Raw genomic sequence first — 26255 nt, 5'->3', positions numbered from 1 at the left:
AGATAAGGATGCACGGGAGGAAGGGGTCCGAGCGGCTCCTGCGGCGGCGCGAGGAGATGCTCGCCCGCGGCATGCCCGCGGCGAAGGCCAACGCGGCCACCGCGGCCGAGCGAAAACCCGCCAGAGCGGGCAAGGTGCCTTGAAGCGAAACGGCATTGACCTTCTGGTCATGCCGCTGAAGCTGAAAGGCAGATTGCCGCTCTGGCGGGTTTGCAGCGTCGAGCCGTTACGCGGTTTGGCAAAACCGCGTAACTCCTAGTAGTCGAGCTTCCACATATAGCGGCGCGTCATATAGTCCTTGTGGGTGACGGCAGAGAGCGCGCGCATGTAGACGTTGTTGAGGATCGGCGCGAAGATCAGGTGGTTGAAGTACTCGCTCACGCTGTCCTTGATATCGTTGAGGCCGAGCTCCTTGGCGTCGAGCTGATAGACGCGCTCGCCACCGTACTGGTTGACGAAGCGGATGCCGCGCTCGTCGTTGCAGCGGCTGCGGCCGACGCTGATGAGCTGGAACAGCGAGGTACGCTTGTCCAGGATCTCGAAGGGGCCATGGAAGAAATCGCAGGTGTTGATGGTGCAGGAGTCGATTTGCAGCATCTCCTGCACGTTGCAGATGCTAAAGACGTAGGCGGCACCAAAGAGCGGACCCTGAGCCATCACGTTGATGCAGGGCTTGTCGGCGTTCTGCTCGGCCCACTTGGCAGCAAGCGGACGGGTGTACTCGACGGCCTTGCGATAGATGGGGTCGACCAAGTCGAAGGCGGCCATGGCGGTCTCGTACTCGGCATAGCCCTCGGTCTGCTGCGTGAGCTCCATGGCGATCATGGTCACGACGGCGGAGTTGGTGCGGCCCATGCAGGACTCGTCGACGGCCAGGCTGTCGTACTGGATCTTGTAGTCGCAGACCTCGGTGAGGGCGGACTCATCGACATAGATGGCGATGGTGCTGGCACCGTGGTCCTTGGCGACCTGGGCGGCGACGATAGTCTCCTTGGTGCCGCGCATGGACACGACGACGGCCAAGGTGTTCTCGTTGACATAGGCGGGCGTGGCGTGCACGAACTCGTTGCTGGTGTAGCTGGAGCTCACGACCTGCGTGGCCTCGTGCTCCATAAAGTACTGGGCAGGATAGTTACCGCCGTTGGATCCGCCGGCGCCAATCCACACGACGCGCTTGATGCCGCCCTTGTCTGCCTTGTCGGCCAAAACCTGGGAGACGACATCTTTAACCTGTTCCTGAGTAGTCATCGTGCATCAGCCTTTCTTCTCGTTTGATGCTCATCACAGGCATACAAGTTACATACATGTTTTGGTTATGTCGACTAGTTGTATGCTATATTTGTCTTAGAAATTTTACTGCTGCGGTTTTCGGTAGCTCGCTACCAGCAGTTTTATTGTTTTATTAAATACATGCTTGCTTAGGTAAGCATACAGGTTAGATATAGGTTGGCAATATGGGCGTCACATCTAAAAAGAAACTGACCCAATACGAGCGCTTGGCGGGCACGCTGCGCGATCGCATCGCTGCCGGCACGTATGCGCGCGGAGACAAGCTGCCGTCCGAGATGGAACTCATGGACGAATCGGGGCTGTCACGCAGCACCGTACGCCACGCCCTTAAGGTGCTCGTTGATGAGGGCCTGGTGCGCACCGAGCGCGGGCGTGGCGCCTTTGTGGCCGACACGCCCGCGCTCCACGAGAACAACCTGGTGTTTTCGAGCTATACCAAGCAGGTCGAAGGCCAGGGCATGAGGCCCACCACGCGCACCGTGGACTCGGGCTTTGCCAAGGCGGCCGGCAGCATAGCTAAGTTCTTTGACGCCGCCGTGGGCAGCAAGCTCGTCAAACTTGTCCGCCTGCGCTACCTGGACGACGCGCCGCTGTGCCTGGAGACCACCTACCTGCCGCCAAGCTTCGAGACGCTCATCGATCGCGATATCAACGGTTCGCTCTACGCCACGCTGCGACAGGAGTTCCATCGCGCACCGGCACAGGGGCATAAGACCTTTGAGGTGTGCTATGCCTCGCAAAACGAGGCGTTTTTGCTCAACGTTGAGCGCGGGCAGGCGCTGATCCTGATCACCGACTACGTCTACGACACCGACGGCCGACCGCTCCATGTCTCCAAGCGCATCCAACGCACCGACCGCGCCAAATACACCGAACCCATCGGCTAACCTGCCAAAATAAACCTGTCCCTAAATGGTAGGTTTGGGGAGGTCGGGGAACCAGGTTGGTTTGGGTTGGTTGGGCGTGCGCTCGGCTAGGACCAACTCCATCCAACACATGTCGTACCAGCGACCGAACTTTTGGGCGCAGCGGTCGAAGGCACCCACCAGGCGGTAGCCCATATGGGCATGGAAATCCTGACTGTTGTGCGTCAGGTACTCGTCGTCCTTGTCGTGCGGCACGGCGATGAGGGCGCACATGTTGGTGATGCCCATCGCAATCAGGCATTGCTTGAGCGCATCGTGCAGCTTGCGGCCCAGCCCGCCGTGGCGCACATCGCGCGCCAGGTAGATCGACGTCTCGACCGACCAGTCGTATGCCTCGCGGCTGTTGAGCGGACTCACATAGGCATAGCCTACCGGACGCCCGTCCAGCTCCATCACCAAATACGGGTAGCGCTTGAGCGTACGCTCGATACGCCCGGCGAACTCCTCAACGCTCGGCACCTCGTATTCGCAGGTAATCGCCGTATGGCGCACATACGGCTCATAGATGGCAAGCAACGCCGGCGCATCGTCGGGCGTCGCCAGGCGAATCGTCGGCTCGGACATTTCGGTCATACAACCCTTCCCCCTCAAAAACAAAGGCTGCCCTGCGCCAAGCTCAGGCGCAGGGCAGCCCCTTGTCACTACATCAGGCTACAGGACAGCCGCCAACGCGTCGATGTCCTCCTGCGTCGTGGCCCAGCTGGTACAAAAGCGCACCACCGTGTGGGTCTCGTCGTACTTTTCCCAGTACTCAATCGAGGCATGCTCGCGAATGCGGGCCATGTCCTCGTTGGGCAGAATCACAAACTGCTGGTTGGTCGGCGTCTCCAAAAAGAACTGGTAGCCGCGCTCGTGCAGCACGCGACGAAGCGCCTGAGCGGTCTCGATCGCCTGGCGCCCAATCTCAAAATACAGGCCATCGGTAAAAAGAGCCTCGAACTGCACGCCCGTCAGGCGGCCTTTGGCAAGCAGCGCGCCATGCTGCTTAATACGCGGAATGGGATGCGCCGGGGCGTGCATACCGCAGAACACCACAGCCTCTCCGCAGAGCGCGCCGCACTTGGTACCGCCGATGTAGAACACGTCGCACAGCTGCGCCAGCTCGGGCAGGGTAATGTCGCACTCATCGGCCGCCAGCGCATAGGCCAGGCGAGCACCGTCCACAAACAGCGGAATCTCGCGCTTCTGGCACACTGCGTGAATCGCCGCGAGCTCGGCCTTGGAGTACAGCGTGCCGTACTCGGTCGATAGACTCACGTACACGGCACCCGGGAACACCGTATGCTCGTAGCTCTCGTTTTCGTAGAACACCTGGATATAGTTCTCAAGGTCCTCGGCGTGCATCTTGCCCTCGTAGCCGGGGATGGTGAGCACCTTGTGGCCGCCAAACTCGATGGCGCCCGCCTCGTGGCAGGCGACGTGGCCAGTCTCGGCAGCAACGACGCCCTCGTACGGCGCAAGCAGCATGTCGATCACCGTCGCGTTGGCCTGCGTGCCGCCCACCAGAAAAAACACGTCGGCATCGGGGGCCTGACAGGCCTCGCGGATAAGCTGCTTGGCACGCTCGGTATGTGCATCGGTACCGTATCCGGGCTGCGGCTCCATATTGGTGTCGACGAGCGCCTGCAGCACCGCCGGGTGTGCGCCGTGGGAATAATCGTTGTTAAACGCGAGCATGGCAATCCTCTCTTACCGGGTATCGGCCAGATGATTCAAACGGAGCTATTGTACGCCGCTGGGATAGGCAATGCGCGCGGCAAGGCACTCAAGTGCCAGCACCAGAGCAAAACCGCAGCTCACATCACTCAAAAAGTGCGCTCCGATCACGATGCGGCCAAACGCGACGAACGCCACAACCACAGCCGCCGTCCAAAAGACCACACGACGGCGCGACGGCTTTTCCTTAAAGGCCGCTGCGGGAAGCCCGGCGAGCATAAGGCCAATCGCCGCGTGCGCCGCGTGTCCGCTCGCAAACGACTTAAAGCCGTCCTTGGCTACACCGGCGGCAATATAGGCCCGCTTGTCGGGGTTGCCGATCACCCACCACGGCTGAAACTCGAGCCCCGGCGTCACCTCGACCACGCGCATGCGCGGGCGCGACCACAGCGGCTTGACGATCACGTTGAGGATGATGGCCTGAGCGACCCACACGGCAAGCACCATGAGCGCCCAGCGTGTGAGCTCATCAGGCTCGGTCGTGCGCGTGAGGCGATAGACGATAAGGTTGGCGACGATGGCCAGCACAAACGTCAGCACCAACTGAGCCACGATGAGTTTGCCGCCAACCCTCAGGGACGAAACGATCTCGTAGCCGGTCAGGCCAACATTGACGAGGATGCCGAGCACGGCGAGCCATTTGCTCCCCCTGGAGTCGGGACGCACCGCGCGCACGAGCATAACGCCCGCGACGCTCGCCGTCAGCTCAAACGGCAGCTCGCCGGTCGCCTCGATAAAGCGGCCGTACATACTGCCGATGTTGAACAGCGAGTTCGAGATCTGATAATCGAAGAAACTGCCCACGCCCAGGCAGAGGGCAAGGATAGCCGCGATAGCAGCGGCATCTTTCTTATAGATGTACCCGAACATGCTTTCCTTTCGATGGAACCAGATTGCCCAAATGGGGCGTTTACGACGTCGACCCGTTAGTCATCGTCGGACGTGCCCAGCTGCTGCAGCAGCATGAGTGCCGCGGCCACGGGGCCGGTGCCGTCGTTGGCGTCGAGACCGCGACCCAGGCCGCTGCCCGCGCCGGCGCCCGCCTTGTAGGGCACCGACAGTTTGCGGCTCTTGGGGAAGTTTACCGCACCATAGCGGGTCTTAAGCTCATAGGCCACCTTCTTGGGAACGTCGACGCCCAAAAACGTGATGCGACCGCCGCTGAGCGTAACGCTCTCGAGCCCCAGGCGCTCGCCGCGAATGCGGATTCGCGCGCGATTGAACAGGTTGAGTCCCGCCAACGGCAGCTCGCCATGCGCGGCCTCGGTCTCTTCCTGCACCTCGTCGATGCTCTCCAGGTCCCCGGCCGCCGCAAGTTTACGGTATACGAGCACGCGCTGATCCACCGCCGGCAGGTACTCCTCGGACAAGAAGTAGTCGGCCGGCAGGTTGATGCCCACGCTCGCCGCCTCCACACCGGCATCGTCGTCGCCGCGCGCCTCGGCCACGGCCTGACCCAGCATCTGCGTAAACAGGTCAAAGCCCACGCTCGACAGATTGCCGTGCTGCTCGGCGCCCATGAGCGAGCCGGCGCCGCGAATCTCCAGGTCGCGCATGGCGATACGCATGCCACTGCCCAGGTCCTGGAACTCGGAGAGTGCGGTCAGGCGTGCCGTAGCCTCCTCGGTGAGCGGCAGCTCGCCCGGGAACATAAAGTACGCGTAGGCTTGCGTGGCAGAACGGCCCACGCGGCCCTTGAGCTGGTAGAGCTGCGCCAGGCCCAAGCGCTGCGAATCCTCGATGATGAGCGTGTTGGCGGTCGCGTTGTCGATGCCGCTCTCCACGATGGTCGTGGCGATGAGCACGTCGATCTTTTTGGTCGCGAACTCGATCATGACGTCCTCGACCTCGCGCGGGCTCATCTTGCCGTGCGCCACGCCCACGCGCGCCTCGGGCGCGGCCTCGTGCACGCGTGCCACGGCGTCGTCGATGGTCTTGACGCGGTTGGACACGTAGTACACCTGGCCGCCGCGGCCCACCTCCAGGCGAATCGCCGCGCTCACCACGTCGGGGTCGTACTCCCCCACGTGCACGATCACGGGGCGGCGCCCGGTCGGTGGCGTGGTGATCAGGCTCATGTCGCGCACGCCGCTCGTGGCCATCTGCATGGTTCGCGGAATAGGCGTGGCCGAAAGCGTGAGCACGTCAATCTGCTCGCGCAGGTTTTTGAGCTGCTCCTTGTGCTGCACGCCAAAGCGCTGCTCCTCGTCGATGATCACCAAACCCAGGTTCTTGGGGTTCACATCGGCCGAAAGCAGGCGGTGCGTGCCGATGAGCACGTCGATCGTGCCCTCGGCAAACGCCTTGAGCGCGCGCTTCTGCTGCGCCGGCGTGCGAAAGCGGCTGAGCACCCCGACCTCGAGGCCAAACGGGGCAAAGCGCTCAAAGAAGGTCTCGTAGTGCTGTTGGGCCAGAATGGTCGTGGGGCAGAGCACCATGACCTGACGGCCGGAGTCCACGCACTTAAACGCCGCGCGCAGGGCAACCTCGGTCTTGCCAAAGCCCACGTCGCCGCACAGCAGGCGGTCCATGGGCTTGGGCGCCTCCATGTCGGCCTTAATATCGGCGATAGCCTCCAGCTGGTCGCGCGTCTCGTCGTAAGGAAAGCTCTCCTCCATCTCGATCTGCTCGGGCGTGTCGGGCGGGCAGGCGATACCGGTAATCGACGAGCGGCGCGTATACAGATCGACCAGGTCAAACGCCAGCTTTTTGGCGTTCTTGCGCGCCTTGTTGGTGGCACGCGTCCAGTCGGCGGTGTTGAGTCTAGTCAGGCGCGGCTTGTCGCCGTCGGGACCAACATAGCGCGTGATGCGGTCGACCTGCTCGAGCGGCACGTAGAGCTTGTCGCCGTCGGCATATTCCAGCAAAAAGTAGTCGCGCTCCTTGCCGCCCACTTCCTGGCGCGCGATCTCGCTAAAGAGCGCGATGCCGTGGGTAGCGTGCACCACGTAGTCGCCCGGCTTAAACGGAAACGTGATCTGCGTAATGTCCACCTTGCGACGGCTGCGCGCGCGGTTGGCGTCCATGCGGGCATTGAGATCGGCGATCGAGAACACGGCTAGGTTGGCATCGGGCACCACCACGCCCTGCGGCAGGGCAGCATCCACAAAGGTCACGCGTCCGCGCGAGATGGTGGGTACGGCAGCACCGGCGGCAGCCTGGGCGGCGCCCGCCTCGAGCGAGCGGGCGTTGAGCGCGTCGGCCTTGCGCTCGCGAATTGCAGCATGAGCATCCTGGCGGGCAGCACGGTCGGCAGAATCTGCCGCTGCCACGCGTACGCGCTCGCCAATAACACCGGCGTTTTCGGGGGCGGCCGTCAGCGACTCCTCAAAGGTAATGCCCTCGTCGCCAAAGGTGAGCTCCATCGACTCGCGCGCTCCGCGGTCGGGAATGGCAAACACGCAGGCATAGCGCTTGCCCACGACTTCCCGAACGCGCGTCATAAAGCGGTTGTCCGAGCCTGCGATAGCCGGCTGCTCAATCTTGAGCTCTGCCGTAACCGCACCGCCGGCGCGGATCAGGCTCACGTAGTTCAGGCGCTGCTGAGCACCAAAGTCGAGCTGCTGGGCGCGCACGTACAGGCCGTCCAAGCGGTCAATCCCCGCCTCGCCGGCGCGCGCCTCGATATCCTCGTAGGCACGCAGGCAGTCGTCGAACAGCGAGCGCGGCTCGGACAGAACCACTAGCGCCTTGCCGCTCACGTGCGCCAACGGGCTCACGGTCTGGCCGTACATCACCGGCAAAAAGCGGTCGAGCTCGGGTGTGACGATGCGCGCATCAACCATCTCGAGCAGTGCCGCCAGCTTGCTGTCGCCCTGGCTTGCGCGATAGAGCGCCACGTGCATGTTGTGAACGGCTTCGTCGGTAAGCGCCAGCTCGCGGCACGGGAAGATCTCGATGCTGTCCTCGTTGCCGATGGTTTGGCCCGTGGAGCTCACCATACGGCGAATGCGATCAATTTCGTCGCCAAAGAACTCAATGCGCACGGGCGCTTTCTCTTGTGCGGGGAATACCTCGACGGTGTCGCCGTGCACGCGGAACAGGCCGGGTGCGTCGGCGGCGCCGGCATTGGTGTAGCCCATGCCCACCAGGCGCTGCGGCACTTCGTCAAAAGGAATCTCCTCGCCCACCGCAAAGGTCGTGGACTCCCAGTAGCGGCTCTCGACTGGCGGCACGCAACGCAGCAATGCACGGGCCGAGGCAACCATGATGCAGTTGTCCCCGCGCACGATACGCCCCAGAGCCTCGCAGCGCTGCGCCACCACGGCATCGTCGGGCGCCTGCTCGCGCCACGGATAGTCCTTGCGCTCGGGAAAGCGGCACACGTGCGCCAGGCCCACGTAGGCGGCAAGGCTGCGCGCGGCGCGATCGGCCGCGTCCTCGCCGCTCACAATGTAGACCGTAGGGCGCGGGCGGCGCGCAAACTGAGCAGCCGCCATAAGCGTGCGGCCCGACTGCGACACGGCCAGCGTCACATCCTCGCCGGCGTCGAGCCCGGCCTCGACGGTCTGCAAGGCCTCGGCAGTGTAGAGCTGCGCGGCTATACGGTGAATGAGCATGCTGTTCCTCCGGCATCGCAACGCCAAAAGCCCGCCGGGGCAAGCTCGGCGGGTCGTGCGTCAAAAGTATTGATTATCATGGTAGCGCATGAGGTGAACACGCCAGCGCACGCCAAACAGCTACCCCAAAACGCGCATGCTCGGGCACAAATCCGCCAGCGGGCACTCGTCGCACTTGGGCTTACGGGCATCGCAGATCTCGCGGCCAAAGGTGATCCACTGGTGGTTGACCGACTCCCAATACTCGTGCGGCAAGATCTTGAGCAGATCCTGCTCGGTCTTGAGCGGCTCTTTGGCGTGCGTCTTGGGACTCAGCATCAGACGGTGCGCGATGCGGTTGACGTGCGTATCGACCGCGATGCCCTCGACAATGCCAAACCCCACGTTGAGCACGATGTTCGCCGTTTTGCGTCCCACGCCCGGCAGCTTGACAAGCTCCTTCATGTCGGCCGGCACCTCGCCGCCGTAATCGGCGACAATCATCTGTGCGGCCTCCACGGCGTGCTTGGCTTTGCTCTTATAGAAGCCGAGCGACTTAATGGTATCTGCCACATCGGCAACGCTCGCCCCCGCCATGGCCTCGGGCGTGGGCCACTGGGCAAACAGCTTCGGCGTCACCTTGTTGACCTGCGCGTCGGTCGTCTGCGCCGAGAGCAACACCGCTATGAGCAGCCTATAGGGATTCTCGTGGTCCAAAAAACACTCAACCGGGCCATAGCGACGGTTAAGGCGCTCGCACACCTCAACGGCGCGCTCGCGCTTGGCGGCATTGGTCTCGCGTGGCATAACGACTCCTCGGATTGGCGGCATAACTTACCTATGGGCACGATTGTCCCACGTATGGGGTCTTTACGCCTCCAAAAATGCGCCGGTCTGGCGGCCCCACAAGCTTGCGTACTCGCCGCCTGCCTCGACAAGCTGCGCATGTGTACCGTCCTCGACAATCTCGCCGTCCGCCAGCACCACGATGCGGTCGAGCGCCGCCACGGTGGACAGGCGATGTGCCACCACAATGGAGGTGCGGCCGCGCATCAGGTTCTCAAGCGCCTCCTGCACCAGCGCCTCGGACTCACTGTCCAGGGCAGAGGTCGCCTCGTCGAGCACCAGAATCGGCGCGTCGGTGAGGATGGCACGGGCGATGGCCACGCGCTGGCGTTGGCCGCCCGAAAGCTTAACGCCGCGCTCGCCCACCATGGTGTCAAAGCCCCGGGGCAGGCGGTCGATAAACTCCAGGGCATTGGCCAAGCGGGCCGCCTCGCGAATCTGTTCGTCGGTGGCATCGGGGCGGCCGTAGGCGATGTTCTCGCGAATGGAGCGGTGAAACAGCAGCGCCTCCTGCGGCACGTAGGCAACCTGGCGGCGCAGGCTCTGCTGCGTGCAGCGCGAGACATCCTGACCGTCCACGAGTACGCGACCGCCCTGTACGTCGTCCAGGCGCAGCAGCAACTTGGTGAGCGTCGTCTTGCCCGAGCCCGATTTGCCCACCAGGCCCACGCGCTGACCCGCCGCCACATGGAGCGTCAGGTCGTCGAACACGCTCTCGCCCGCCGCGGCGTCGCGGTATGCAAAGCTCAGGTGCTCAAAATCAATCGCGCCCTCGCCCACCTTGAGCTCGGGAGCGTTCTCGTCGTCTGCCACCAGACGCGGCTCGTCCAGCACGCGCGTCATCTCGGCCGCATCGCCCAGCGCGCGGTTGATGCGCTGCATCATGGAGCTTACGTAGTTCAGGCGCATGGTGAGGTTGTACGTATAGGTAAAGATCATGACGAGCGCGCCGGCAGAGATGCCAAACCACGCGTTACCGCCCGCGACGAACACGCTCACCACGGCCATGGTGATGACGATAAGGCCCGAGGTCGTAAAGTTGCGCTGCATCATGGCGTGCATCGAAACCGTCTCGGCGTCGCGCGCGGCGCGGTCGGCGCTATCGAACAGGTCGCGCTCAAAGTCTTCGCGTCCGCAGGTCTTGACGGCCAGGATGTTCGTGACCGCGTCGGAAAGCACGCCCGACAGCTTGTTCTGCGCGGCAGACGTCGCGGCCGAAAGCGGCATGATGCGCTTATACATGAGCCAGACAAACGCAATGTAGACGACCATAATGCCCACCAGGATCACGGTAAACGTCGGCACCACCGGAGCGAGCGCCGCCACCGTGCAGACAACCGAGGTGATAGTGGGAATGAGCGAATACACCGTCACGTCCACCAGCCCCGTGTAGCCGCTCATAAAACGGCTCGTCTGGCTCACAAGCGATCCGCCAAAACGGCTGGTGTGGAATGTCATGGATTGATTGGAGAGCGTGTCGAAGCACAGGCGCGCCAAGTGATAGTTACCCGCAATCTCGAGCTTGTAGACGGTGTAGTCCTGCAGCTTGGAGAGGATCTGGCCTACCAGGTTAACGAGCACGAGCGCCAGGATGTAGGGGCCAAAGACCTCAAACACCCGGTCGCCCGCCACGGGGCCGGCCTGGACGCGGTCGACGATAAGCGCCATCACGTAGGTGTTGGCAAACGTGAGCAAAAAGATGTAGCCCGCCGACGAGAACACCGAGAGAAAGACGATCAGCGGCTGCGTGCGCGTGACGCCCCAAAAACGCTGTAGCGTGCGGCGCACGGTTGAGCGTTTGAGCGGACTGGTGCTTCTCTGTGACATGGGCTTCCTTTCACATCTGGCGGGGCTAAACGTCATTGTTGCATACTAAAGCGCACTTCAGGCAAGCACGATGCGAAAAGCAGCGGGGTGCCCGCGTTTGCGCCGGCGCCCCACCGTCTTGTTGTAATTATTCCTCGTCTTCTTGGTCTGTGGGAAGGCCCGCGGGCGTGAGTCCCAAGATCTCATCAGCTTGGTCGGCGTCTTCCAGCGCGTCGATGTCCTTGAGCTTGCGCTCCATGACGTTGGTGCGCGTGGTGATGATGCCCTCGACCGTCTTTCCCGCGGTCTCGATTTGCTGCTGAGCGCGGCGCAGCGCCGCCTGATAGCGCGGCAGCTCGGCCTTGACGGCAGAAAGCACGCGCAGCACGTCATCGGTGCGTTTTTGCAGCCTAAACGTCTGGTAGCTCATCTGTAGACTGTTAAGGATAGCCGCCATGGTGCTGGGACCGGCAACGTTGACGTGATAGTCGCGGCCCAGGGTCTCGATAAGTCCCGGACGACTGACAACCTCGGCGTACAGCCCCTCAAACGGCACGAACATAATGCCAAAGTTGGTCGTTGCCGGCACACTCAGGTACTTTTCGCAGATGTCCTTGGCCTCGCGCTTGACCATGGCATCGAGCGTCTTACGCGCAGCGGCGACGGCCTCAGCGTCACCCGACTCCTGGGCGTCGAGCAGATGCTCGTACGCATCGCCCGGGAATTTGGAGTCGATCGGCAGCAGCACGGGATCGCCCTCGTCTACCGGCAGCTTGACGGCAAACTCAACGCGCTCCGAGGCACCGGGCTTGGTGGCGACGTTTTCCAGATACTGGTCGGGTGTAAGGATGTCCGCCAGGATTGCACCCAGCTGCACCTCGCCCAAAATGCCACGCGCCTTTACGTTGCCCAGCACGCGCTTAAGGTCGCCCACGCCGGTGGCGATGGACTGCATGTCGCCCAGGCCCTTGTACACGGCCTCGAGCTGGTCGCTCACCTGCTTAAACGATGCCGACAGGCGATCGTTGAGCGTGCGGGAGAGCTTCTCGTCCACCGTCGCGCGCATCTGATCGAGTTGCACGTTGTTGTCTTTGCGGATAGCACCCAGCTGGGCATCGACCGTCTCGCGCACCTTGTCCAGGCGGTGCTCGATGCCCTCGCGGTTGGCACCGAGTTGTTGGGCCGTCTCGCGGCGCAGGTCATCCATCCGGTCACCAGCTTGCGAAAACTCGCGTGCGATGTTCAGGTAACGTTGCTGCTCCACGGCCGCATCTGTCGTCTGCTGCTGCGCGATGGCATTGGCCGTACGGCGGGTTTCGGCCAACGCGACGTTCAGGGCATCGAGCGCGTTGTTGGCCTGCTCGAGTGCCGCCATCGCCTCCGCACCGCCATCGCTGCGCTCTCGCAGCTCGGCGCGAAGGCCCTTGAGCTGCAGGGCGCAAGCCACAGCCACTCCTACCGCTACCAAGGCGATCACGACCAGCACAATATCAACAGCAGACATAGACTCAGCCCAACAAACCCAATCGATCATCAAACAAAACCGCAATCAATCTTACCCCGCCACACGCACCGGGCGCCCGGCCCCTTCTTGGGCGCCCCTCTCCTCCGCATATTCCATAATGCGGCGCGCCGTCTCCCTGCTCACCTTTGAGTCATCGCCGGCTAAGTATGCGTACACGTTTCCCTTATTCAGATTCAAATCGCGGCAGAGACCGTAGCGCGTTACGCCCGATTCCCCTAGCGCTCCCAACGTTCTTTTTCGCATCAGAGCGTTGATCCTTCTGTCCGCCACTGGCTTTTCCTTCACCGCTCTATACGCACGCCAAACGTTGGCATAACGATTAGGGAGTTTGTCCTCGGCGCATAGAGATGCCAGGCTACCCGTTTGGGCGTACAAGGACAAAACGCCCCGGTAACCCTCTTCCATCCACGAACCCTCGGATAAGCCCAGAACGTATTCGGCTTTACCCTGCGCCAAAGCGAGCAAAAACAGGGGCTCCGCCACGCGCGGCGCAACCGTCGTCGCCTGCTTAACCAGTTTTCTAAAACTGAGCGACTGCTGTCCGGATAGCTCTCGGCAATAGCCTTTTAAGAATCCCTCAAAGGTCAGATTCAACCGAGCACCTCCTTTTTGTATTGCCTGTATGCGCAGACCATCTCTTGATAACTCCGCTCCGAAGGCGACGACGCCAGCGCCTCGCCCTCGTCGAATATAAGCCGTTCGAGCAGTCCCCAATCAAGTCGGTCGACGAATGCCTGGCTATGAAGATCGACGATGTCGTTCGGACGGTAGGCATAGAGCTTCATTACCGCTAGGTCTTCCAAGGATGGCGTAAAGTACCTGATAAAACGCGCCCCAATATCCAAGGGAATCAAACGATCTTCGTAATTGAATGGCATCTGATTACAATATGCCGCCGCCATACCATTCACCTCGGAATATCGAGCTATGATCTCGCGGAGGCACCTGTCTGCCTCAAACACATCAATGTCATGTGTAACCGACCGATTCGTCACATCGTTAAGCATGAAGGCGCTCGGTCTATCGTCTCTTGGACCTATTTCCAGCTCCGCCTCTTCGTCAATACCCAAAAGAGTCTGCTCTAAATCCTGCTTATGCATAGCAAATCCTATTATTAATTATCATCAATAATACTATTCAGTCGCACGACAGGACCCACAGGATGCAAGAATTCTACTCGTGGCGATAATCCCTGCACCCTAGAAGTCCTAATGTGACAAACGCTAACTCTCCCAGCCGGCGCGGATGGTTGTTACGACATCGCCCAGGCGCTGGCCGAGAGCTGTCAAATGTTGGAGCACTTCGCTGGGCGAAGCGCCGTTGAGAATGCACGTAAGGGCATATGAGGCCAAGAAGATTGCCGCGAGTCCCAACGGGATCAGCACGATCATCGCCAGCGTACGCAGGCGCTGGGCCCAGCGACGGCGACGCGCACGACGCTTGTCGAACGCAAGCTCCTGCGCATATGAATCTTGCTGTACGGAATAGGCTCCTGGGTCCACCTCACCCGCAGACGATACCGCGGGCGCGGCGTTTTGCGCAGGAGGCTGGACGGCTGCCCCTTGCATTTGCATCTCCATAAGCCGCTGCTGTTGGCGCAGCATGCGCTCGGCTTGTTGCTGCGGGGTCTCAAGAAACAGATCCATGTTGGCCTCCTCAATAGGAGCATTCGATGCTTGCGCCCAGCATCCCGCACCATCGCGGCCGCGACAACGAAATCCGCGGCAATAGCCGCAAAGATTCTTTTGTCAGAAAACTGTCGAAAAGTTCAACAACTCCCCTACCAGCACTTTCTTTGAGCTTTTTTCGCCAGCAATCTTTTGCCCTCTCGCCCTTGCGCCATCCGACCAAAACCTAACCAAAAGCTTGACGGAAATTGTGAAGACAGGGACCCCAAACAAAACGTGCCGCCCCAAAAGGGGCGGCACACAAACTAATCTATTAGCCAATACTCGTTGGCAAGCCCGCGCCGTCAGAACCGCGGCGCATGCCTTTGCCTCGCGCGACCCTGCGGAGCCGTGAGCGAGAGGCAAAGGTATTTCCCCGCCCTGCGCTCCGCAGCAGCCAGCGCCACGCGCTAGTAGTTCACCACCTGCTCCTCAAAGTACGCCTTGGGATGGTTGCAAACCGGGCACACCTCGGGCGCCTTGGCACCAACATGCAGGTGCCCGCAGTTCAGGCACTTCCACACCTTTACGCCCTCGCGCTCAAACACCTCGCCCGATTCAATGCGCTCGACGAGCTTGTTATAGCGCTCCTCATGAGCCTTCTCGACAGCGCCAACGCCACGGAACTTCGCGGCGATCTCGGCAAAACCCTCCTCTTCGGCGGTCTTGGCGAACTCGTCATACATCGTGGTCCACTCGTAGTTCTCGCCCGCGGCGGCATCGCGCAGGTTGTCCAGCGTATCCGGAACAGCACCGTCGTGCAGGTACTTAAACCACAGCTTGGCATGCTCGGACTCGTTGCCCGCCGTCTCTGCAAAGATATTCGAAATCTGAACGTAGCCGTCCTTTTTGGCCTTGGATGCATAGTAACGATACTTGGTGTGCGCCTGGGACTCACCGGCAAAAGCGGTCTCGAGGTTCTTCTTGGTTTGAGAATTCTCAAAATCCATAGGTGTACTTCCCTTCAATACGCGCCGCCCATAGACTTTGAGCGGCATTGCCTTTAGGATACCCTCATGCCGAGAATCTAAACCTTACTATCCTGTTCTGCAAATTCGCGTCATTACACACTCAGCCAGCGCTCGCCTTCGGCACGACAAAAGCCTTCGCGCTCCAGGTCGGCAAGAATGCCCGCAATAAAATCGCAACCAACCGGTTCGCGACCCGCTGCGGCCTCCATCTTGTTAACGTCTGCAACAGCTTCAACAAGCGTTATGCCCGCCGGCTGTCCGTCGCGAGCTGCAAGCAGCATGCGCACGATATGGGCACGCTTTTGCCGACGCGAGCCCTCAAACTTGGACTGGCGGCTGTAGCCCGCCGAGCGCCTAGACGGATTGGGCAGCGTCTTTTTAAGATACGCGCCGTAATCCAGCAGCGCGTAATACCACGCGCGCGGCGTATCGGCATCGTCGAGCGGCACGGCAAAGGGAGCGACCTCATCCGCCGCCGCACCGGGCGCCGCCGGGCAGGCCGCCTGAATCAACGGCACCAGCTCGCGGTCGGGAACAGACGGAACGTCAGGAAAAAAGTGATGCAGAAAGACCGTGCGCACATTGGTCTCCAGGTACACTCCCGGAAGATCAAACGCAAACGACCGAATGCCCTGCGCCGTTGCGGGCCCAATACCGGGCAGCGCGACCAGGTCGCATGTATCACGCGGAAACTCCCCATCCCAGTCCTCCACGAGTCGCTGCGCGGCCTTATGGAGCGCCAAAGCACGGCGGTTGTAGCCCATGCCCTGCCAAGCGTCCAAAACATCAGAAGGAGCGGCCTGGGCGAGAGAATGCACGGTCGGAAAGCGGTCGAGCCATGCCGGCATGCGCGTCTCTACGCGTGGAACCTGCGTCTGCTGCAGCATGACCTCGGAAAGCCAGATGATGTACGGGTCGCGTGTGCGGCGCCACGGAAGGTCGCGATAACGCAGAACCCCTTCCGAACGAATCATCGAACGAAAGGGGTCCTGAATCATAGCTATGCTCCTTATGCGGCGCTACTCCTCCCGGCAAGCACACGCGCAAACGGCATACTCGGGAAAGGCGTCGCGGTCGGCGAACTTGGGATCGACGGCGGGGAACTGGCGGCGAGCGACGACATCGTCCAGCGAAACGGAATCGAGGTAGTCACGCATCAGCGCCTGGGCCCCAGCCCACAGGGAATGATAGCAGCACGTGCCCCTGCGTGCACAGTCGCCATCGAGTGCCGTGCAATCATTCATAACCATAGGGCCCTGAACGGCCTCGACGACCTGACGGATAGTGACCTCGCTCGGGTTGACCTTAAGACGCATACCGCCGTGGACGCCACGCAGGCTCTCCACAATACCGGCCTGAACCAAACCGTGTTGGATCGAACGGGCAAACGAATACGGAACATTGACCTCTTCGGCAGCAGTGCGAACAGAAAGCAACCGCTCCGGCTCCTCGGCAAGCATCGCAAGCATGCGGAGGGCATAATCAGTCTTCCTCGATATGTCCATGTTTCCCCTTTCAAGGAATACGAACAGCTCGAACGGGCTCCGGGGCCGAGCTTACGTCGAGACGCTAAATAACCGCCGGGACAACCAAATAGTGAATTAGATGTCCGCTGAAGGTCGAATCCAAAGCAAATTGCATCAGATTAAGCCAACAGTGGAATTTAGTATAACCTAACCCCCTGTTTCGTTGAACGAGTGTTGCGCAACAAACCCCCCCCTGTTTAAACCGATATACTTAATTCATTTCCGCATTTCGGAAACAAGGAGCAGAATGAAAGGGACGGCCGAGCGGTTGTCCTATTAAACGCAAAAAGCCACGTCCGAAGACGTGGCTTTAATTGCGTTGGCGGGAAGTACGGGGCTCGAACCCGCGACCTCCGACGTGACAGGCCGGCGCTCTAACCAAACTGAGCTAACTCCCCAGGCAGTCGTTCGCGTTTGTTTCCGCTCGCGTGCGCTGCGGGGATTAGTATACACAGAAGTCTGTTCGCCGCGCAACAACTTTTTTGAAAATATTTTTTGGGTCCCTCCGGGAGGGTCTCCGGGGCCGGCTGGCGCGGGTTAAGTTTGCTGCTCTACAGTCCTGCGCAAGACGGAAAGCACATTAAGTGCTTTCCTTTGCGTGCGGAACTCGCGACAAACTTAACCCGCGCCAGCCGGCCCCGGAGACCCTCCCTGCCGTCACTATGTTCAACCAGTTTTGCGGGCGTGCGCCGCTGCGCGGCTAGCCCGCGTGCTCCTCGGCGAGGTTGGTCTGATTGTTCTTGTTGAAGCTCGGCCTTTGGCTCAAATGGAAACGGGGGATGCATTGTGCATCCCCCGTTTTTGTTGCGGTTAATCTAAGTCAATAAACTTGACGCTTAAGACCTTGCCGTCCTTGACGAGCATTCTGGCCATGGTGGGGCCTCGGGTGCCTCTGGGGTAGCTAGCACTGCCGGGGTTGAGGACCAAGCAGCGGCCTACTTGAGTTTCTTTGGTTACGTGAGTGTGACCGTTGATGGCTACGTCCACGGATCCCACCGGGAGGTCTTCGCGGTAGTGGGCTACGGCGAATTTGAGTCCTTCGTAGGTGAAGAGGGCCAATCGATCCACGTCGGGCCCGTAATCACGGTAGTAGTCGTTATTGCCCAGAACCGCTCGCACGGGGGCAATGGTTCGCAGATGTTCGTAGTCCATCTCCGACGTAAGATCGCCGGCATGGATAATCAGGTCCGCGCCGCTCAACTCATCTAAAAGCGCGGGCGACAGATAACCGTGGGTGTCCGAGATGATGTCGATACGCTTGGCGCTTGCACTGTTCATGGGATCCCTTCCGCAAAACGATTTGGTGCATTCATACAAAAAGCCCCGCGGCTCCGCAGACGATTTTGGTCTACAGGGCTGCGGGGCCGGTGTGCTAGAGGCTCAGGGCCTTCTTGAGCGGTACGACGCGACGGCGCGAAACCGGTACGCGTTCGTCGACGCCCGTAATGCCCAGCTGGATAGCGCCCGAGGGAACCGTCTCGACGTCGGTAACACACGCCAGGTTAACGATATAGCGGCGGTGAACGCGGAAGAAGCCAAAATCACAGAGCTTGGCCTCGAACTGTGCCAGCGAGGTCGTCGACAAAAAACGGTCGTCGACGGTATAGATACAGGAGTAATCGTCCTTGGCCATAATGAAGCGAATGTCGTCCACGGGGATGAGCACCTTGCGGCCGCCCTTCTCCACCGGGATGCGCTCGATGGTCACCTTGCTGTCCGCAACGGGCTTCGTGCGCTGCATGACCTTCTCGATTGCACGATCCAGGCGGGCTTCCTCTACCGGCTTCATCAGATAGTCGACGGCATCCACATCAAACGCCTCAACCGCATGATCGCTGTACGCGGTCACAAACACGATCGCCGGCGGATTCTTAAGCTTATGCAGCGCCTCGGCAAGTTGCAGACCCGAAGCGCCAGGCATCGAAATATCGAGGAACACGACATCAACGCGACTCTCCATAAGCATCTCGATGGCGGAGCGAACGCTCGACGCTTCTGTGATCGTGCCGATCTTGCCCGTCTGCTCGAGCAAGAAGCGAAGTTCCGAACGGGCCGGGGCCTCATCATCCACAATCATCGCACGCAGCATGGGGATAAAACCTTTCGTCAACTAACTACGTCGGGCACCCGCCAACCGGCGTTAAGCCCGTGACCAATTATTCTACTCTTGAATGTCGAAGATGCTCTCCGACAAATCGAGATGTAGGAGCACTTTAGCGCCCTTACCCGGCGCCGATTCGACGCGCGTATAGGAGTGCGGCCCATAAAAGCGATGAATGCGCTCCGAAATATTGTGCATGGCAACGCCGGCGCCGCCACCCTGCGGGGAGCTGGCGTCGGGGCGGGCAGAGCGCTCGTCAAACAGTCTGGCAGCGATGCCCTCGTCCATGCCCACACCGTCATCGGCCACCGAAATCAAAATCGCATCGTCACCATCCCTGCGCACCGTCACGTCAATCTTCAGCGCACTGGCATCACCCATGCCGTGACGCACGGCGTTCTCGACAATCGGTTGGATCACAAATGCCGGAACCAGCGTGTCCTCGACGTCCTCGGACACGTCAAAGGTCGCCAGCACGCGATCCTCGCCAAAGCGCGCCTTCTCAAACGTCAGGTAGCGCTTGGTCTGTGCGACCTCGCGCGACACGGGAATGAGCGAACCCGAATTGTCGAGCGTTGCGCGATAGAACGAGGAGAACTCGCGCAGCAGCTCGCGGGCGCGCAGCGGGTCGGTACGCGTAAACGATGCGATGGTGTTGAGCGTGTTGAACAGGAAGTGCGGGTTAATCTGCGCCTGCAGGGCACGCACCTCGGCACGGGCCGTGAGCTCCTTTTGCACCTCGAGCTCGTGAATGGCGAGCTGCGTGGACAGGATTTCGGCAAAACCCGAGGCGAGCGCATACTGGGTACGGTCGACGGCACGCGGGGTCTTGTAATAGAACTTGAGCGTGCCGACGGTGCGGTCGCCCACCTTGATGGGTGCGATGATGCCAGCGGGGACCTGGTTGTGTGAGCCATCCGAACCCACCACGTCCACTACGCGGTTGAACGACTGGACGATACCGTGTTCGATGACGTAGCGCGTGGCGAGCGTATGAATGGGAGAATTGGGCAGCAGCTTTTCCTCAAACTCGCCCGCGCAGGCCAGTACGTTGCTCTCGTCGGTAACGGCAACTGTCATGGCGCGTGTCTCGGGCAAAATGCGCTGGCACACCAGACGTGCTGACTCCTGCGTCAGACCGCCTTTAATGTCCTCGAGCATGGCCGAGGCCACCGAGAGCGTCTCCTCGGTGTACTGCGAGCGAACCGAATCGGGATTGAGCGTCAAAAAGATAAAGATACACAGGAAGATGCATAGCAGCGCACAGGCGACCACGGTCGCGATTGGCTCGATTCCAGTCGCCAGGGCAAAAACAAAGTACACCAGCACACAAATGGCGCAGGATACGGCAATGATGCGAAAGATTGACATTGAACTATCGCGCTGGGCGCGGCGGTCGATCATTCAGCCCCCTCCAGGATGCTGGTCAGCTGGGCGTCACGCCAGAGCCCATCCATAATCTTGGGCCAGAAGCTCTGGAAACGCAGGTAGCTTGCGGCGTTTTGGCGTGCGTAGGTCCTGGCCTCGTCAATACCGTGGCGCCAAATGCGTAGGTATCCCTCGTGCTCGCGGGTAAACATGCTGCGGACCATGGCAGTCTTACGCACGCGATCGTCAAGCTCGCGCGAAATCCACGGGCCCGGATAGGGCATGAGAGACGCGGCTGTAACGGGAACGAGCTCTTTCTGGTGCGCGGCAAACGTTAGCTTGGCACGTTCGTAGTACCAACGGTACACGTCCTGCATAAAGCGCGGCGAGCGTTTCTCGGACTCAGGCGGCAGATGGCGCACGGTCCACTCGTTATCAAACCATACGTCGTAGCCAAACATGCGCATATTAAAGAGGTAGTCCAGGTCCTCGCCACGAGTGATAAACGGGTCAAATGCCACGCGGGTAAAGGCGCGGGCATGGAGGGCCATAAGGCCGCCGCACACATAGTTTGAACGCGAAATACGGGTGCCCGAGAGCGCCTTTTTCATCCAGCGATTGAACTCAATACGCTTGGTCCACCAACGGTGGCAGATGCCCACCTTGTCCGTGGGGGCCAGCGGCGATCCGTCTCGATCGTAAAAGTAGCCGCTCTTAACCAAGATTGGCAGGCCCTGACGTGTCTGCTGCCCCAACGCGTAAGTCGCGCGTTTCATAAAGTCGGCATCGATGACAGTCTCGTCGTCATCCAAAAAGATGACGGCATCGTGACCCAGCACGGCGGCACAGGCAAGTCCCATATTGCGGATGGCGCCATAGCCGCGCAGGCTCACGCATTCTCCCGAACCCTTGGGCGCAATCTGCGCTACGCGGTCGGCGATACGCGATGCCTGGGTATTGGTGACTACGGTAACTTTGAGCGTAGGGTGCGCCTCGACGATTTCGCGTACGCGCTTCGACACATCCGCCGTGGCCGAGATGGGACAGACCACCAAAAGGATGATTCGCGGAATATCGCGTACCTGCTCGAGCGAAGCAAGACAGCGATCGAGCTCGGGATTGGCGGCGTTGAGATTCGTCGAGTGGTCATAGACACCGGGAGCGTTTGCATGGGCATCATCGCCCGCCCAATATGTTGGAATCACAACCGTGGCGTTCATGCCTTCCCTCCCTGCAACACAAAAACGAGGCGCCGCCAAACACAGGCGACGCCCCGCGACCTAGCTGATTCCATCATACCCACTTGGGCAAATCATTGCTCGCAAGTCGCAATGTTTATTGCGGATAACCCCAAAAGAGTACCGCAGACAGGCACAATAGCCGCCCGCTCCTATGCGGCATGCTCTGCCGCTCGAGTCATGCGAGACAGGCGGGCCAGCAGCATAAAGCCAACGACCAGCAGCACAGCAATGGAAAGAACGCCCAGCGACGGGTTGCCGGTCAGCGAGGTGACGACCGACACCAGAAAGGTGCCCATAACGCTTGCATAGCGCCCAAAGATGTCAAAGAAGCCGTAGTACTCGTTGGACTTTTCCTTGGGGATGATGCGGCCAAAGTAGCTACGGCTGAGTGCCTGCACGCCACCCTGGAACAGGCCGACCATAATGGCAAGCACCCAGAATTCAAAGGCGGTCTTGAGGAAAAACGCGGCGAACAGCACAATGCCCATGTAGGCGGCGACCGCCACCAGGATCATGTTGAGCGTGCCCACGCGTCCGGCGAGCTTGCCGTAGATGATGGCGGACGGAAAGGCCACGAACTGTGTAACGAGCAGGGCCAGTACCAGCTGGGTCGAGTCGATGCCCAGAGCCGAACCGTAGCTGGTTGCCATTGAAATGACCGTGTGCACACCGTCGATGTAGAAGAAGAACGCAATCATGTAGACCAGCACGGTCTTGTTGTGGGCGATCTCGCGCATGGTGTGTACGACCTCGGAGAACACGCCGCCCACGATGTGGCCGATGGTGTCCTCGGGACCGCGCTCGCGACCGTACTTTTGCTTATAGGTGCGAATGAGCGGCAGGGTAAAGATGAGCCACCAGGCACCAGTGATGACAAACGACAGACGCGTTGCCAGCATGGTGGGGACGCCAAGAGCGGGACCACCCATGATAAGCGCCAGGCAGATGATGAACGGCACGGTGGAACCGATGTAGCCCCAGGCATAGCCCGAGCTGGACACGGCGTCCATGCGCTCGTCGGTGGTAATGTCGGGCAGCATGGCGTCATAGAACGTCATAGAAGAGTTAAGGCCGATGGTGCACAGCACGTACACGGTCAAAAATGCCATGGCGGACATTGGGATAGCCTGCGCCAGGCAAAGCACCAAGCCCGTGAGGAAGAAGCCCAAGAAGAACTTGATCTTGTTGCCGGCGTAATCGGCAAGCGCGCCCAGAATGGGCATGAGCATGGCAATGACCAGCGAGGCAATCGTCTGCGCGCTACCCCAAGCGACCACCAGATCGGCCGAGGAAGCACCGGTATTGATGGCGTTAAAGTAGATGGGCACCACCGAGGTGTTGAGCAACACGAGGGCCGAATTGCCCACATCGTACATAACCCAGTTACGCTCGAGCTTGGTGTATTTCATGGACAGGGACCCTTCGTATTCGCCCGATATGAAGTCAGTTCATCGTACCCCAATTGCACAGAGGCACCGGTAAGGATTCGGCAAAGGGGCACGCACGAGCCCTACTCCTCGCGGTCGAACTCTTCGTCAGCGCCGAGCACGCGACCGCTGTAATTGACGTGGTTGGTCACGGCCTCCATATCGCCGGTCTCGATAAAGCGGGTGACCGTGCACTCGTAATCGACCAGCGCGCGGTCAAAGACCTCGGGGAAGCTCTCGTTCGAGACCTCATCGGTAAAGGGATTCTTCCACGTCAGATGGTCCAGATTGCCGGTGCGCTCGGGCGGCTCGGTCGTCACGCGGTGAGCAAGGCCATCGAGCAGGGAGTAGTCGTGTACTAGGCCTTCGACCAGGGCAATTGCACGCGTCTTGGCCGAGCCCGCCGGTTCAATGGTGCGATAGAGTAGCTGCATGTCGGCAACGGCGGCACCGTACTCCCCCGCTGGGATATCGATACCGTACACACGCCCGGCAACATAGCTCATCAGCACGCCGGCCACGCGATTGATGCGGTCGGTGGTGACGATCTCGCCCGCCGGCGGATAGTCCTCGACCGTGGCCCCGTCGCGCTTGAGCTGCAGCATCAACACGTCCAGGTCACTTTCGAGCACCGCATGGACCTGGCTGCCCGAATCCCCCAGCTCGGGATCGGACTCGACAATGCCAAACTGCTGCTCGTAGACAAAGGGGTGGGCATTACGGTCGAGCACGTAGTGCGACAGCAGGCCCAGCGCAAAGGCGCGGCCCAAGTTGGCATCGCGCGGGAGCAGATGGGACACGCCGTCGCGCAGGCACGAGAACTGGCGCGACATGCGCGAGCGATGCATGGCCTGCGCCAGCAGCGTGCAGTCGGAAACGCGCGGCGTCAGGATGTGGAAGAAAAACGGGTCGGGACCCTGGTTGCCCAGGATAAAAGCAATGCGTTCCTCGTCGGACGTAATGACGCCCTGCGGCAGACGATCGATGCTTTCCTCGCCAAACAGATGATGCGTAATAAGCGCAGGCATAATGATCCTTTCGATTTCATTCGATGTCACCCATTATGCCCACCGCGCGGCCATGCCAAACCCGCGTCGGCAAACGATGGCATGCGGACCGTCTACACAAGCCCCAGGCGCGCCTTAACCTCGGCAGCGCGACGACGGGACACGGGCACCGTCGAGGTTACGCGATCGAGCCTGAGTTCCATAAGACCCGTAGAACCGATCTCGACATTGTGCACGTCTTCCAAATTGACCAGATAGCTGCGGTGGACACGGATAAAGCCCTCGGAGGCCAGGCGCCGCTCGAGCGATGAAATCGACTCATTGATCAGATATGTTCCCTCGGCGCAGACGGCGTTGCAAAAATCGGCGCGCGCCTCAAAGTAGCAGACATCCGCCACGGGAATGAACACCTTTTTACCCCCACGATCCACCGTCAGGCGCAAAGGCTGGCGCGGAGCATGGACGACACGGCGAGCGCCCAGGGCGGTCTCGATCTTATCGAGCGCCTTTGACAGGCGAGCATCCTCGACCGGCTTTACGATGTAATCGACGGCATCGAGGTTATAGGCATCGGCCGCATACTCGGCAAATGCCGTCACAAACACCACGACCGGCGGTGTCTTTAGGTTCTGAAGCGTCTCGGCAAGCTCAATTCCCGAGCGACCAGGCATAGTAATGTCTAAAAACAGCACGTCGGGCTTGTTCGACAGAATCGATTCCACGGCTTCGGTGACATTGCCCGCCTCGGCAATCTGGCCCACACGCGCATCCTTTTCCAACAGATAGCGTAGCTCAGCCCTAATTGGGGGCTCGTCATCAACCACCAAGATATTCCAGCCTTCGGACATATGCGCTTCCCCTCTTTTTTCTCTCAATCCAACCGCGTGCTACACCGTTAGCGGCGCCGGCTCATGCGGCTCGCCGTTCAACTCAACGATGACCTGCGTTCCCACGCCCTCCTGGGACTTCACGCGCATGCCAGAATCTTCTCCGTAAAAGAAATGGATGCGCTGAAGCACGTTGAAGAGCGCCAGGCCGCAGCCTCGCTTGACGGAGCCGTCGGCGGTAATGCTTTCGGGCTCCTCTCGGCGATGCTGCTCAAACAGATGCGCGCAGACTTCTTCGCTCATACCGATGCCGTCATCTTCGACGATGATCTCCAAGCCGTCATCGGTCTCAAAAGCCCTAACACGAATGGAAAGCGGCTCGGTCTCACGCTGCGCATGCTTGATGCAGTTTTCGAGCAGCGGCTGCAAGATAAACGGCGGCACCAGGCTGTCGCGCACCTCAAAGTCGATGTCGACCGAAACGCGCAGACGGCCGTCGCCATACCGGGCCTGCATAAGATTGATATAACGCGTGCCCTGCTCCACCTCGTGCTCGAGCGTGGTGAGCGTATCGGAGTCAGAAAGCGTCTGACGATAGTAGTTGGAAAAGTCGATCAGCAGCGATCGCGCCTTGTCGGGCTCGGTTCGAACGAGCGAAACGATCGTGCTAATGGTATTGAATAGAAAATGCGGATCGACCTGCGACTGCAGAGCGCGGAGCTCAACGCGGGCCGTGAGCTCATCTTGGCGCTCGAGCTCAAAGCTGGCGAGCTGCGTGGAAATGAGATCGGCGAAACCCGAGGCAAGCGCCGTCTGTCGCATATCGATGCTGCTCAGGCGTGGGTAATACAGCTCGAGTGTGCCCACGCAATGACCGCGCACGCTAAGCGGCGCGACAATACCGGCACGCAGACGGGGAAAATAGCCGCCCGTCTCATTGGAGGCATCACGCGAAAACACGCTCTGCTCGCCCGTCTCAATCACGTTGAGCGTGGTCTTGAGCACTACCGGGGTTCCGGCAGGGCACTTTGCCGAGTCCTCGCCCCAGCTTGCCAGCACCTGCCTGCCGTCAGTAAAGCAGATGGCAGAAGCGATGGTCTCGGACAGGATAATTTTAGAGGCACCCAGGGCCGCTTCGGGCGTAAGGCCGCGCGACGTGTAGGCAAATATTTTTGATGCGATGGCGAGCGTGCGGTCGGTTGCGCTCGATGTGAGGTCATCGGGGACCACAAAGACATACGAGAAGAAGAAGCACAGCATGACCAGGCCGGCAATAACGACAACGCCTGGAACGGGATTGGGATTATCGGTTAAATCCCAGATAAGCAGCAAGATAAGCGCCGGAACGACAACACCGAGTAGGATGGCCTGAACCACATGCTGGGCCGTACGAAAGACCTTGGTAGAGTTGTAACTCTTGCCCAGATTCAGCCTGTTTAAATCCACCGTCATCCCCTCTTGTCCGTAGTACCG

The 26255-nt window shown here is 60.3% G+C and carries 24 protein-coding genes and 1 tRNA gene; 2 read left to right on the top strand and 23 right to left on the bottom strand.

The features are described 5' to 3' along the window. Positions 1-255: 255 nt before the first annotated feature. Entirely contained in the window at positions 256-1248 is a 993-nt protein-coding gene (locus tag ACTQXM_RS06770) for an SIS domain-containing protein (protein ID WP_117648180.1), read from the bottom strand. Positions 1249-1454: 206 nt separating this feature from the next. On the opposite strand from ACTQXM_RS06770, the gene ACTQXM_RS06765 reads away from it, so the two are divergent. Continuing rightward, positions 1455-2177 (top strand): GntR family transcriptional regulator, encoded by a 723-nt coding sequence (locus ACTQXM_RS06765; protein WP_441537364.1) that lies wholly within the window; start codon positions 1455-1457, stop codon positions 2175-2177. A 21-nt stretch (positions 2178-2198) separates the two neighbouring features. On the opposite strand, the gene ACTQXM_RS06760 is transcribed toward ACTQXM_RS06765, so the two are convergent. The 10 genes from ACTQXM_RS06760 to ACTQXM_RS06715 all read right to left on the bottom strand — a co-directional run bounded on the left by ACTQXM_RS06760 (position 2199) and on the right by ACTQXM_RS06715 (position 14293). Next, positions 2199-2789 carry an N-acetyltransferase family protein gene (locus tag ACTQXM_RS06760; protein WP_441049011.1) on the bottom strand — a complete coding sequence of 197 codons (591 nt, stop codon included), beginning with the start codon at positions 2787-2789 and terminating at the stop codon, positions 2199-2201. Positions 2790-2867: 78 nt separating this feature from the next. Beyond that, positions 2868-3893: a threonine aldolase family protein gene (locus ACTQXM_RS06755; protein ID WP_118271027.1), complete on the bottom strand. Its 1026-nt coding sequence runs from the start codon at positions 3891-3893 to the stop codon at positions 2868-2870. A 45-nt stretch (positions 3894-3938) separates the two neighbouring features. Next, positions 3939-4802, bottom strand: coding sequence for a phosphatase PAP2 family protein (locus ACTQXM_RS06750; protein WP_441537363.1), 864 nt, complete (start codon positions 4800-4802; stop codon positions 3939-3941). 56 nt (positions 4803-4858) lie between these two features. Further along, positions 4859-8491 carry a transcription-repair coupling factor gene (gene mfd, locus ACTQXM_RS06745; protein ID WP_441537362.1) on the bottom strand — a complete coding sequence of 1211 codons (3633 nt, stop codon included), beginning with the start codon at positions 8489-8491 and terminating at the stop codon, positions 4859-4861. A gap of 120 nt (positions 8492-8611) precedes the next feature. After that, positions 8612-9277: an endonuclease III gene (gene nth / locus ACTQXM_RS06740; protein ID WP_427719497.1), complete on the bottom strand. Its 666-nt coding sequence runs from the start codon at positions 9275-9277 to the stop codon at positions 8612-8614. Between the two features lie 63 nt (positions 9278-9340). Continuing rightward, on the bottom strand, positions 9341-11143 hold the full coding sequence (locus tag ACTQXM_RS06735) for an ABC transporter ATP-binding protein (RefSeq protein ID WP_441537361.1): 1803 nt from the start codon (positions 11141-11143) through the stop codon (positions 9341-9343). Between the two features lie 127 nt (positions 11144-11270). After that, a complete protein-coding gene (locus tag ACTQXM_RS06730; RefSeq protein WP_441537360.1) occupies positions 11271-12626 on the bottom strand; it encodes a DNA recombination protein RmuC in 1356 nt (451 codons plus the stop codon). Positions 12627-12677: 51 nt separating this feature from the next. Further along, positions 12678-13241 (bottom strand): hypothetical protein, encoded by a 564-nt coding sequence (locus ACTQXM_RS06725; protein WP_427719501.1) that lies wholly within the window; start codon positions 13239-13241, stop codon positions 12678-12680. Then, positions 13238-13747: a DUF6036 family nucleotidyltransferase gene (locus ACTQXM_RS06720; protein ID WP_441537359.1), complete on the bottom strand. Its 510-nt coding sequence runs from the start codon at positions 13745-13747 to the stop codon at positions 13238-13240. Before ACTQXM_RS06720 ends, ACTQXM_RS06725 begins: the two co-directional genes overlap by 4 nt. Positions 13748-13870: 123 nt before the next feature. Then, positions 13871-14293: a hypothetical protein gene (locus ACTQXM_RS06715; RefSeq protein ID WP_154518493.1), complete on the bottom strand. Its 423-nt coding sequence runs from the start codon at positions 14291-14293 to the stop codon at positions 13871-13873. A 26-nt stretch (positions 14294-14319) separates the two neighbouring features. On the opposite strand from ACTQXM_RS06715, the gene ACTQXM_RS06710 reads away from it, so the two are divergent. Beyond that, entirely contained in the window at positions 14320-14505 is a 186-nt protein-coding gene (locus tag ACTQXM_RS06710) for a hypothetical protein (RefSeq protein ID WP_441537358.1), read from the top strand. Between the two features lie 219 nt (positions 14506-14724). Here the strand turns inward: ACTQXM_RS06710 and rbr are convergent, their stop codons facing one another. From rbr to ACTQXM_RS06650, 12 genes are all read right to left on the bottom strand, one after another. Further along, positions 14725-15264 (bottom strand): rubrerythrin, encoded by a 540-nt coding sequence (gene rbr, locus ACTQXM_RS06705; RefSeq protein ID WP_154518486.1) that lies wholly within the window; start codon positions 15262-15264, stop codon positions 14725-14727. A 113-nt stretch (positions 15265-15377) separates the two neighbouring features. Further along, complete coding sequence (locus tag ACTQXM_RS06700; protein ID WP_441537357.1) at positions 15378-16283, bottom strand: adenine glycosylase; 906 nt, start codon at positions 16281-16283, stop codon at positions 15378-15380. A 21-nt stretch (positions 16284-16304) separates the two neighbouring features. After that, a complete protein-coding gene (locus ACTQXM_RS06695; protein ID WP_441537356.1) occupies positions 16305-16790 on the bottom strand; it encodes an RrF2 family transcriptional regulator in 486 nt (161 codons plus the stop codon). 341 nt (positions 16791-17131) lie between these two features. Next, positions 17132-17209: transfer RNA gene (locus ACTQXM_RS06690), tRNA-Asp, on the bottom strand. Between the two features lie 412 nt (positions 17210-17621). Further along, entirely contained in the window at positions 17622-18089 is a 468-nt protein-coding gene (locus ACTQXM_RS06685; protein ID WP_441537355.1) for a YfcE family phosphodiesterase, read from the bottom strand. 94 nt (positions 18090-18183) lie between these two features. After that, on the bottom strand, positions 18184-18900 hold the full coding sequence (locus ACTQXM_RS06680; protein WP_154518646.1) for a LytR/AlgR family response regulator transcription factor: 717 nt from the start codon (positions 18898-18900) through the stop codon (positions 18184-18186). 72 nt (positions 18901-18972) lie between these two features. After that, complete coding sequence (locus tag ACTQXM_RS06675; protein ID WP_441044855.1) at positions 18973-20283, bottom strand: histidine kinase; 1311 nt, start codon at positions 20281-20283, stop codon at positions 18973-18975. A 29-nt stretch (positions 20284-20312) separates the two neighbouring features. Further along, positions 20313-21500 (bottom strand): glycosyltransferase, encoded by a 1188-nt coding sequence (locus ACTQXM_RS06670; protein ID WP_441537354.1) that lies wholly within the window; start codon positions 21498-21500, stop codon positions 20313-20315. 170 nt (positions 21501-21670) lie between these two features. Beyond that, on the bottom strand, positions 21671-22930 hold the full coding sequence (locus ACTQXM_RS06665; RefSeq protein ID WP_427719512.1) for an MFS transporter: 1260 nt from the start codon (positions 22928-22930) through the stop codon (positions 21671-21673). Between the two features lie 101 nt (positions 22931-23031). Then, on the bottom strand, positions 23032-23976 hold the full coding sequence (locus ACTQXM_RS06660) for a zinc dependent phospholipase C family protein (RefSeq protein WP_441537353.1): 945 nt from the start codon (positions 23974-23976) through the stop codon (positions 23032-23034). A gap of 92 nt (positions 23977-24068) precedes the next feature. Then, complete coding sequence (locus ACTQXM_RS06655) at positions 24069-24803, bottom strand: LytR/AlgR family response regulator transcription factor (protein ID WP_154518631.1); 735 nt, start codon at positions 24801-24803, stop codon at positions 24069-24071. 39 nt (positions 24804-24842) lie between these two features. Beyond that, positions 24843-26228 carry a sensor histidine kinase gene (locus ACTQXM_RS06650; RefSeq protein ID WP_441041729.1) on the bottom strand — a complete coding sequence of 462 codons (1386 nt, stop codon included), beginning with the start codon at positions 26226-26228 and terminating at the stop codon, positions 24843-24845. Positions 26229-26255 lie beyond the last annotated feature (27 nt).

The organism is Collinsella sp. LCP19S3_D3 (genome assembly GCF_052121455.1).
In the GTDB taxonomy this organism is placed as follows: Bacteria; Actinomycetota; Coriobacteriia; order Coriobacteriales; family Coriobacteriaceae; genus Collinsella.
Note: the sequence above shows the minus strand (reverse complement) of the source record. Positions and strands in the feature narration are given on the sequence as shown.

Excerpts from the sequence above, each read along its gene's own strand:
- ACTQXM_RS06770 (WP_117648180.1), bottom strand. The coding sequence starts at position 1,248 with ATGACTACTCAGGAACAGGTTAAAGATGTCGTCTCCCAGGTTTTGGCC.
- ACTQXM_RS06765 (WP_441537364.1), top strand. The coding sequence starts at position 1,455 with ATGGGCGTCACATCTAAAAAGAAACTGACCCAATACGAGCGCTTGGCG.
- ACTQXM_RS06760 (WP_441049011.1), bottom strand. The coding sequence starts at position 2,789 with ATGACCGAAATGTCCGAGCCGACGATTCGCCTGGCGACGCCCGACGAT.
- ACTQXM_RS06755 (WP_118271027.1), bottom strand. The coding sequence starts at position 3,893 with ATGCTCGCGTTTAACAACGATTATTCCCACGGCGCACACCCGGCGGTG.
- ACTQXM_RS06750 (WP_441537363.1), bottom strand. The coding sequence starts at position 4,802 with ATGTTCGGGTACATCTATAAGAAAGATGCCGCTGCTATCGCGGCTATC.
- mfd (WP_441537362.1), bottom strand. The coding sequence starts at position 8,491 with ATGCTCATTCACCGTATAGCCGCGCAGCTCTACACTGCCGAGGCCTTG.
- nth (WP_427719497.1), bottom strand. The coding sequence starts at position 9,277 with ATGCCACGCGAGACCAATGCCGCCAAGCGCGAGCGCGCCGTTGAGGTG.
- ACTQXM_RS06735 (WP_441537361.1), bottom strand. The coding sequence starts at position 11,143 with ATGTCACAGAGAAGCACCAGTCCGCTCAAACGCTCAACCGTGCGCCGC.
- ACTQXM_RS06730 (WP_441537360.1), bottom strand. The coding sequence starts at position 12,626 with ATGTCTGCTGTTGATATTGTGCTGGTCGTGATCGCCTTGGTAGCGGTA.
- ACTQXM_RS06720 (WP_441537359.1), bottom strand. The coding sequence starts at position 13,747 with ATGCATAAGCAGGATTTAGAGCAGACTCTTTTGGGTATTGACGAAGAG.
- ACTQXM_RS06715 (WP_154518493.1), bottom strand. The coding sequence starts at position 14,293 with ATGGATCTGTTTCTTGAGACCCCGCAGCAACAAGCCGAGCGCATGCTG.
- ACTQXM_RS06710 (WP_441537358.1), top strand. The coding sequence starts at position 14,320 with ATGCTTGCGCCCAGCATCCCGCACCATCGCGGCCGCGACAACGAAATC.
- rbr (WP_154518486.1), bottom strand. The coding sequence starts at position 15,264 with ATGGATTTTGAGAATTCTCAAACCAAGAAGAACCTCGAGACCGCTTTT.
- ACTQXM_RS06700 (WP_441537357.1), bottom strand. The coding sequence starts at position 16,283 with ATGATTCAGGACCCCTTTCGTTCGATGATTCGTTCGGAAGGGGTTCTG.
- ACTQXM_RS06695 (WP_441537356.1), bottom strand. The coding sequence starts at position 16,790 with ATGGACATATCGAGGAAGACTGATTATGCCCTCCGCATGCTTGCGATG.
- ACTQXM_RS06685 (WP_441537355.1), bottom strand. The coding sequence starts at position 18,089 with ATGAACAGTGCAAGCGCCAAGCGTATCGACATCATCTCGGACACCCAC.
- ACTQXM_RS06680 (WP_154518646.1), bottom strand. The coding sequence starts at position 18,900 with ATGCTGCGTGCGATGATTGTGGATGATGAGGCCCCGGCCCGTTCGGAA.
- ACTQXM_RS06675 (WP_441044855.1), bottom strand. The coding sequence starts at position 20,283 with ATGTCAATCTTTCGCATCATTGCCGTATCCTGCGCCATTTGTGTGCTG.
- ACTQXM_RS06670 (WP_441537354.1), bottom strand. The coding sequence starts at position 21,500 with ATGAACGCCACGGTTGTGATTCCAACATATTGGGCGGGCGATGATGCC.
- ACTQXM_RS06665 (WP_427719512.1), bottom strand. The coding sequence starts at position 22,930 with ATGAAATACACCAAGCTCGAGCGTAACTGGGTTATGTACGATGTGGGC.
- ACTQXM_RS06660 (WP_441537353.1), bottom strand. The coding sequence starts at position 23,976 with ATGCCTGCGCTTATTACGCATCATCTGTTTGGCGAGGAAAGCATCGAT.
- ACTQXM_RS06655 (WP_154518631.1), bottom strand. The coding sequence starts at position 24,803 with ATGTCCGAAGGCTGGAATATCTTGGTGGTTGATGACGAGCCCCCAATT.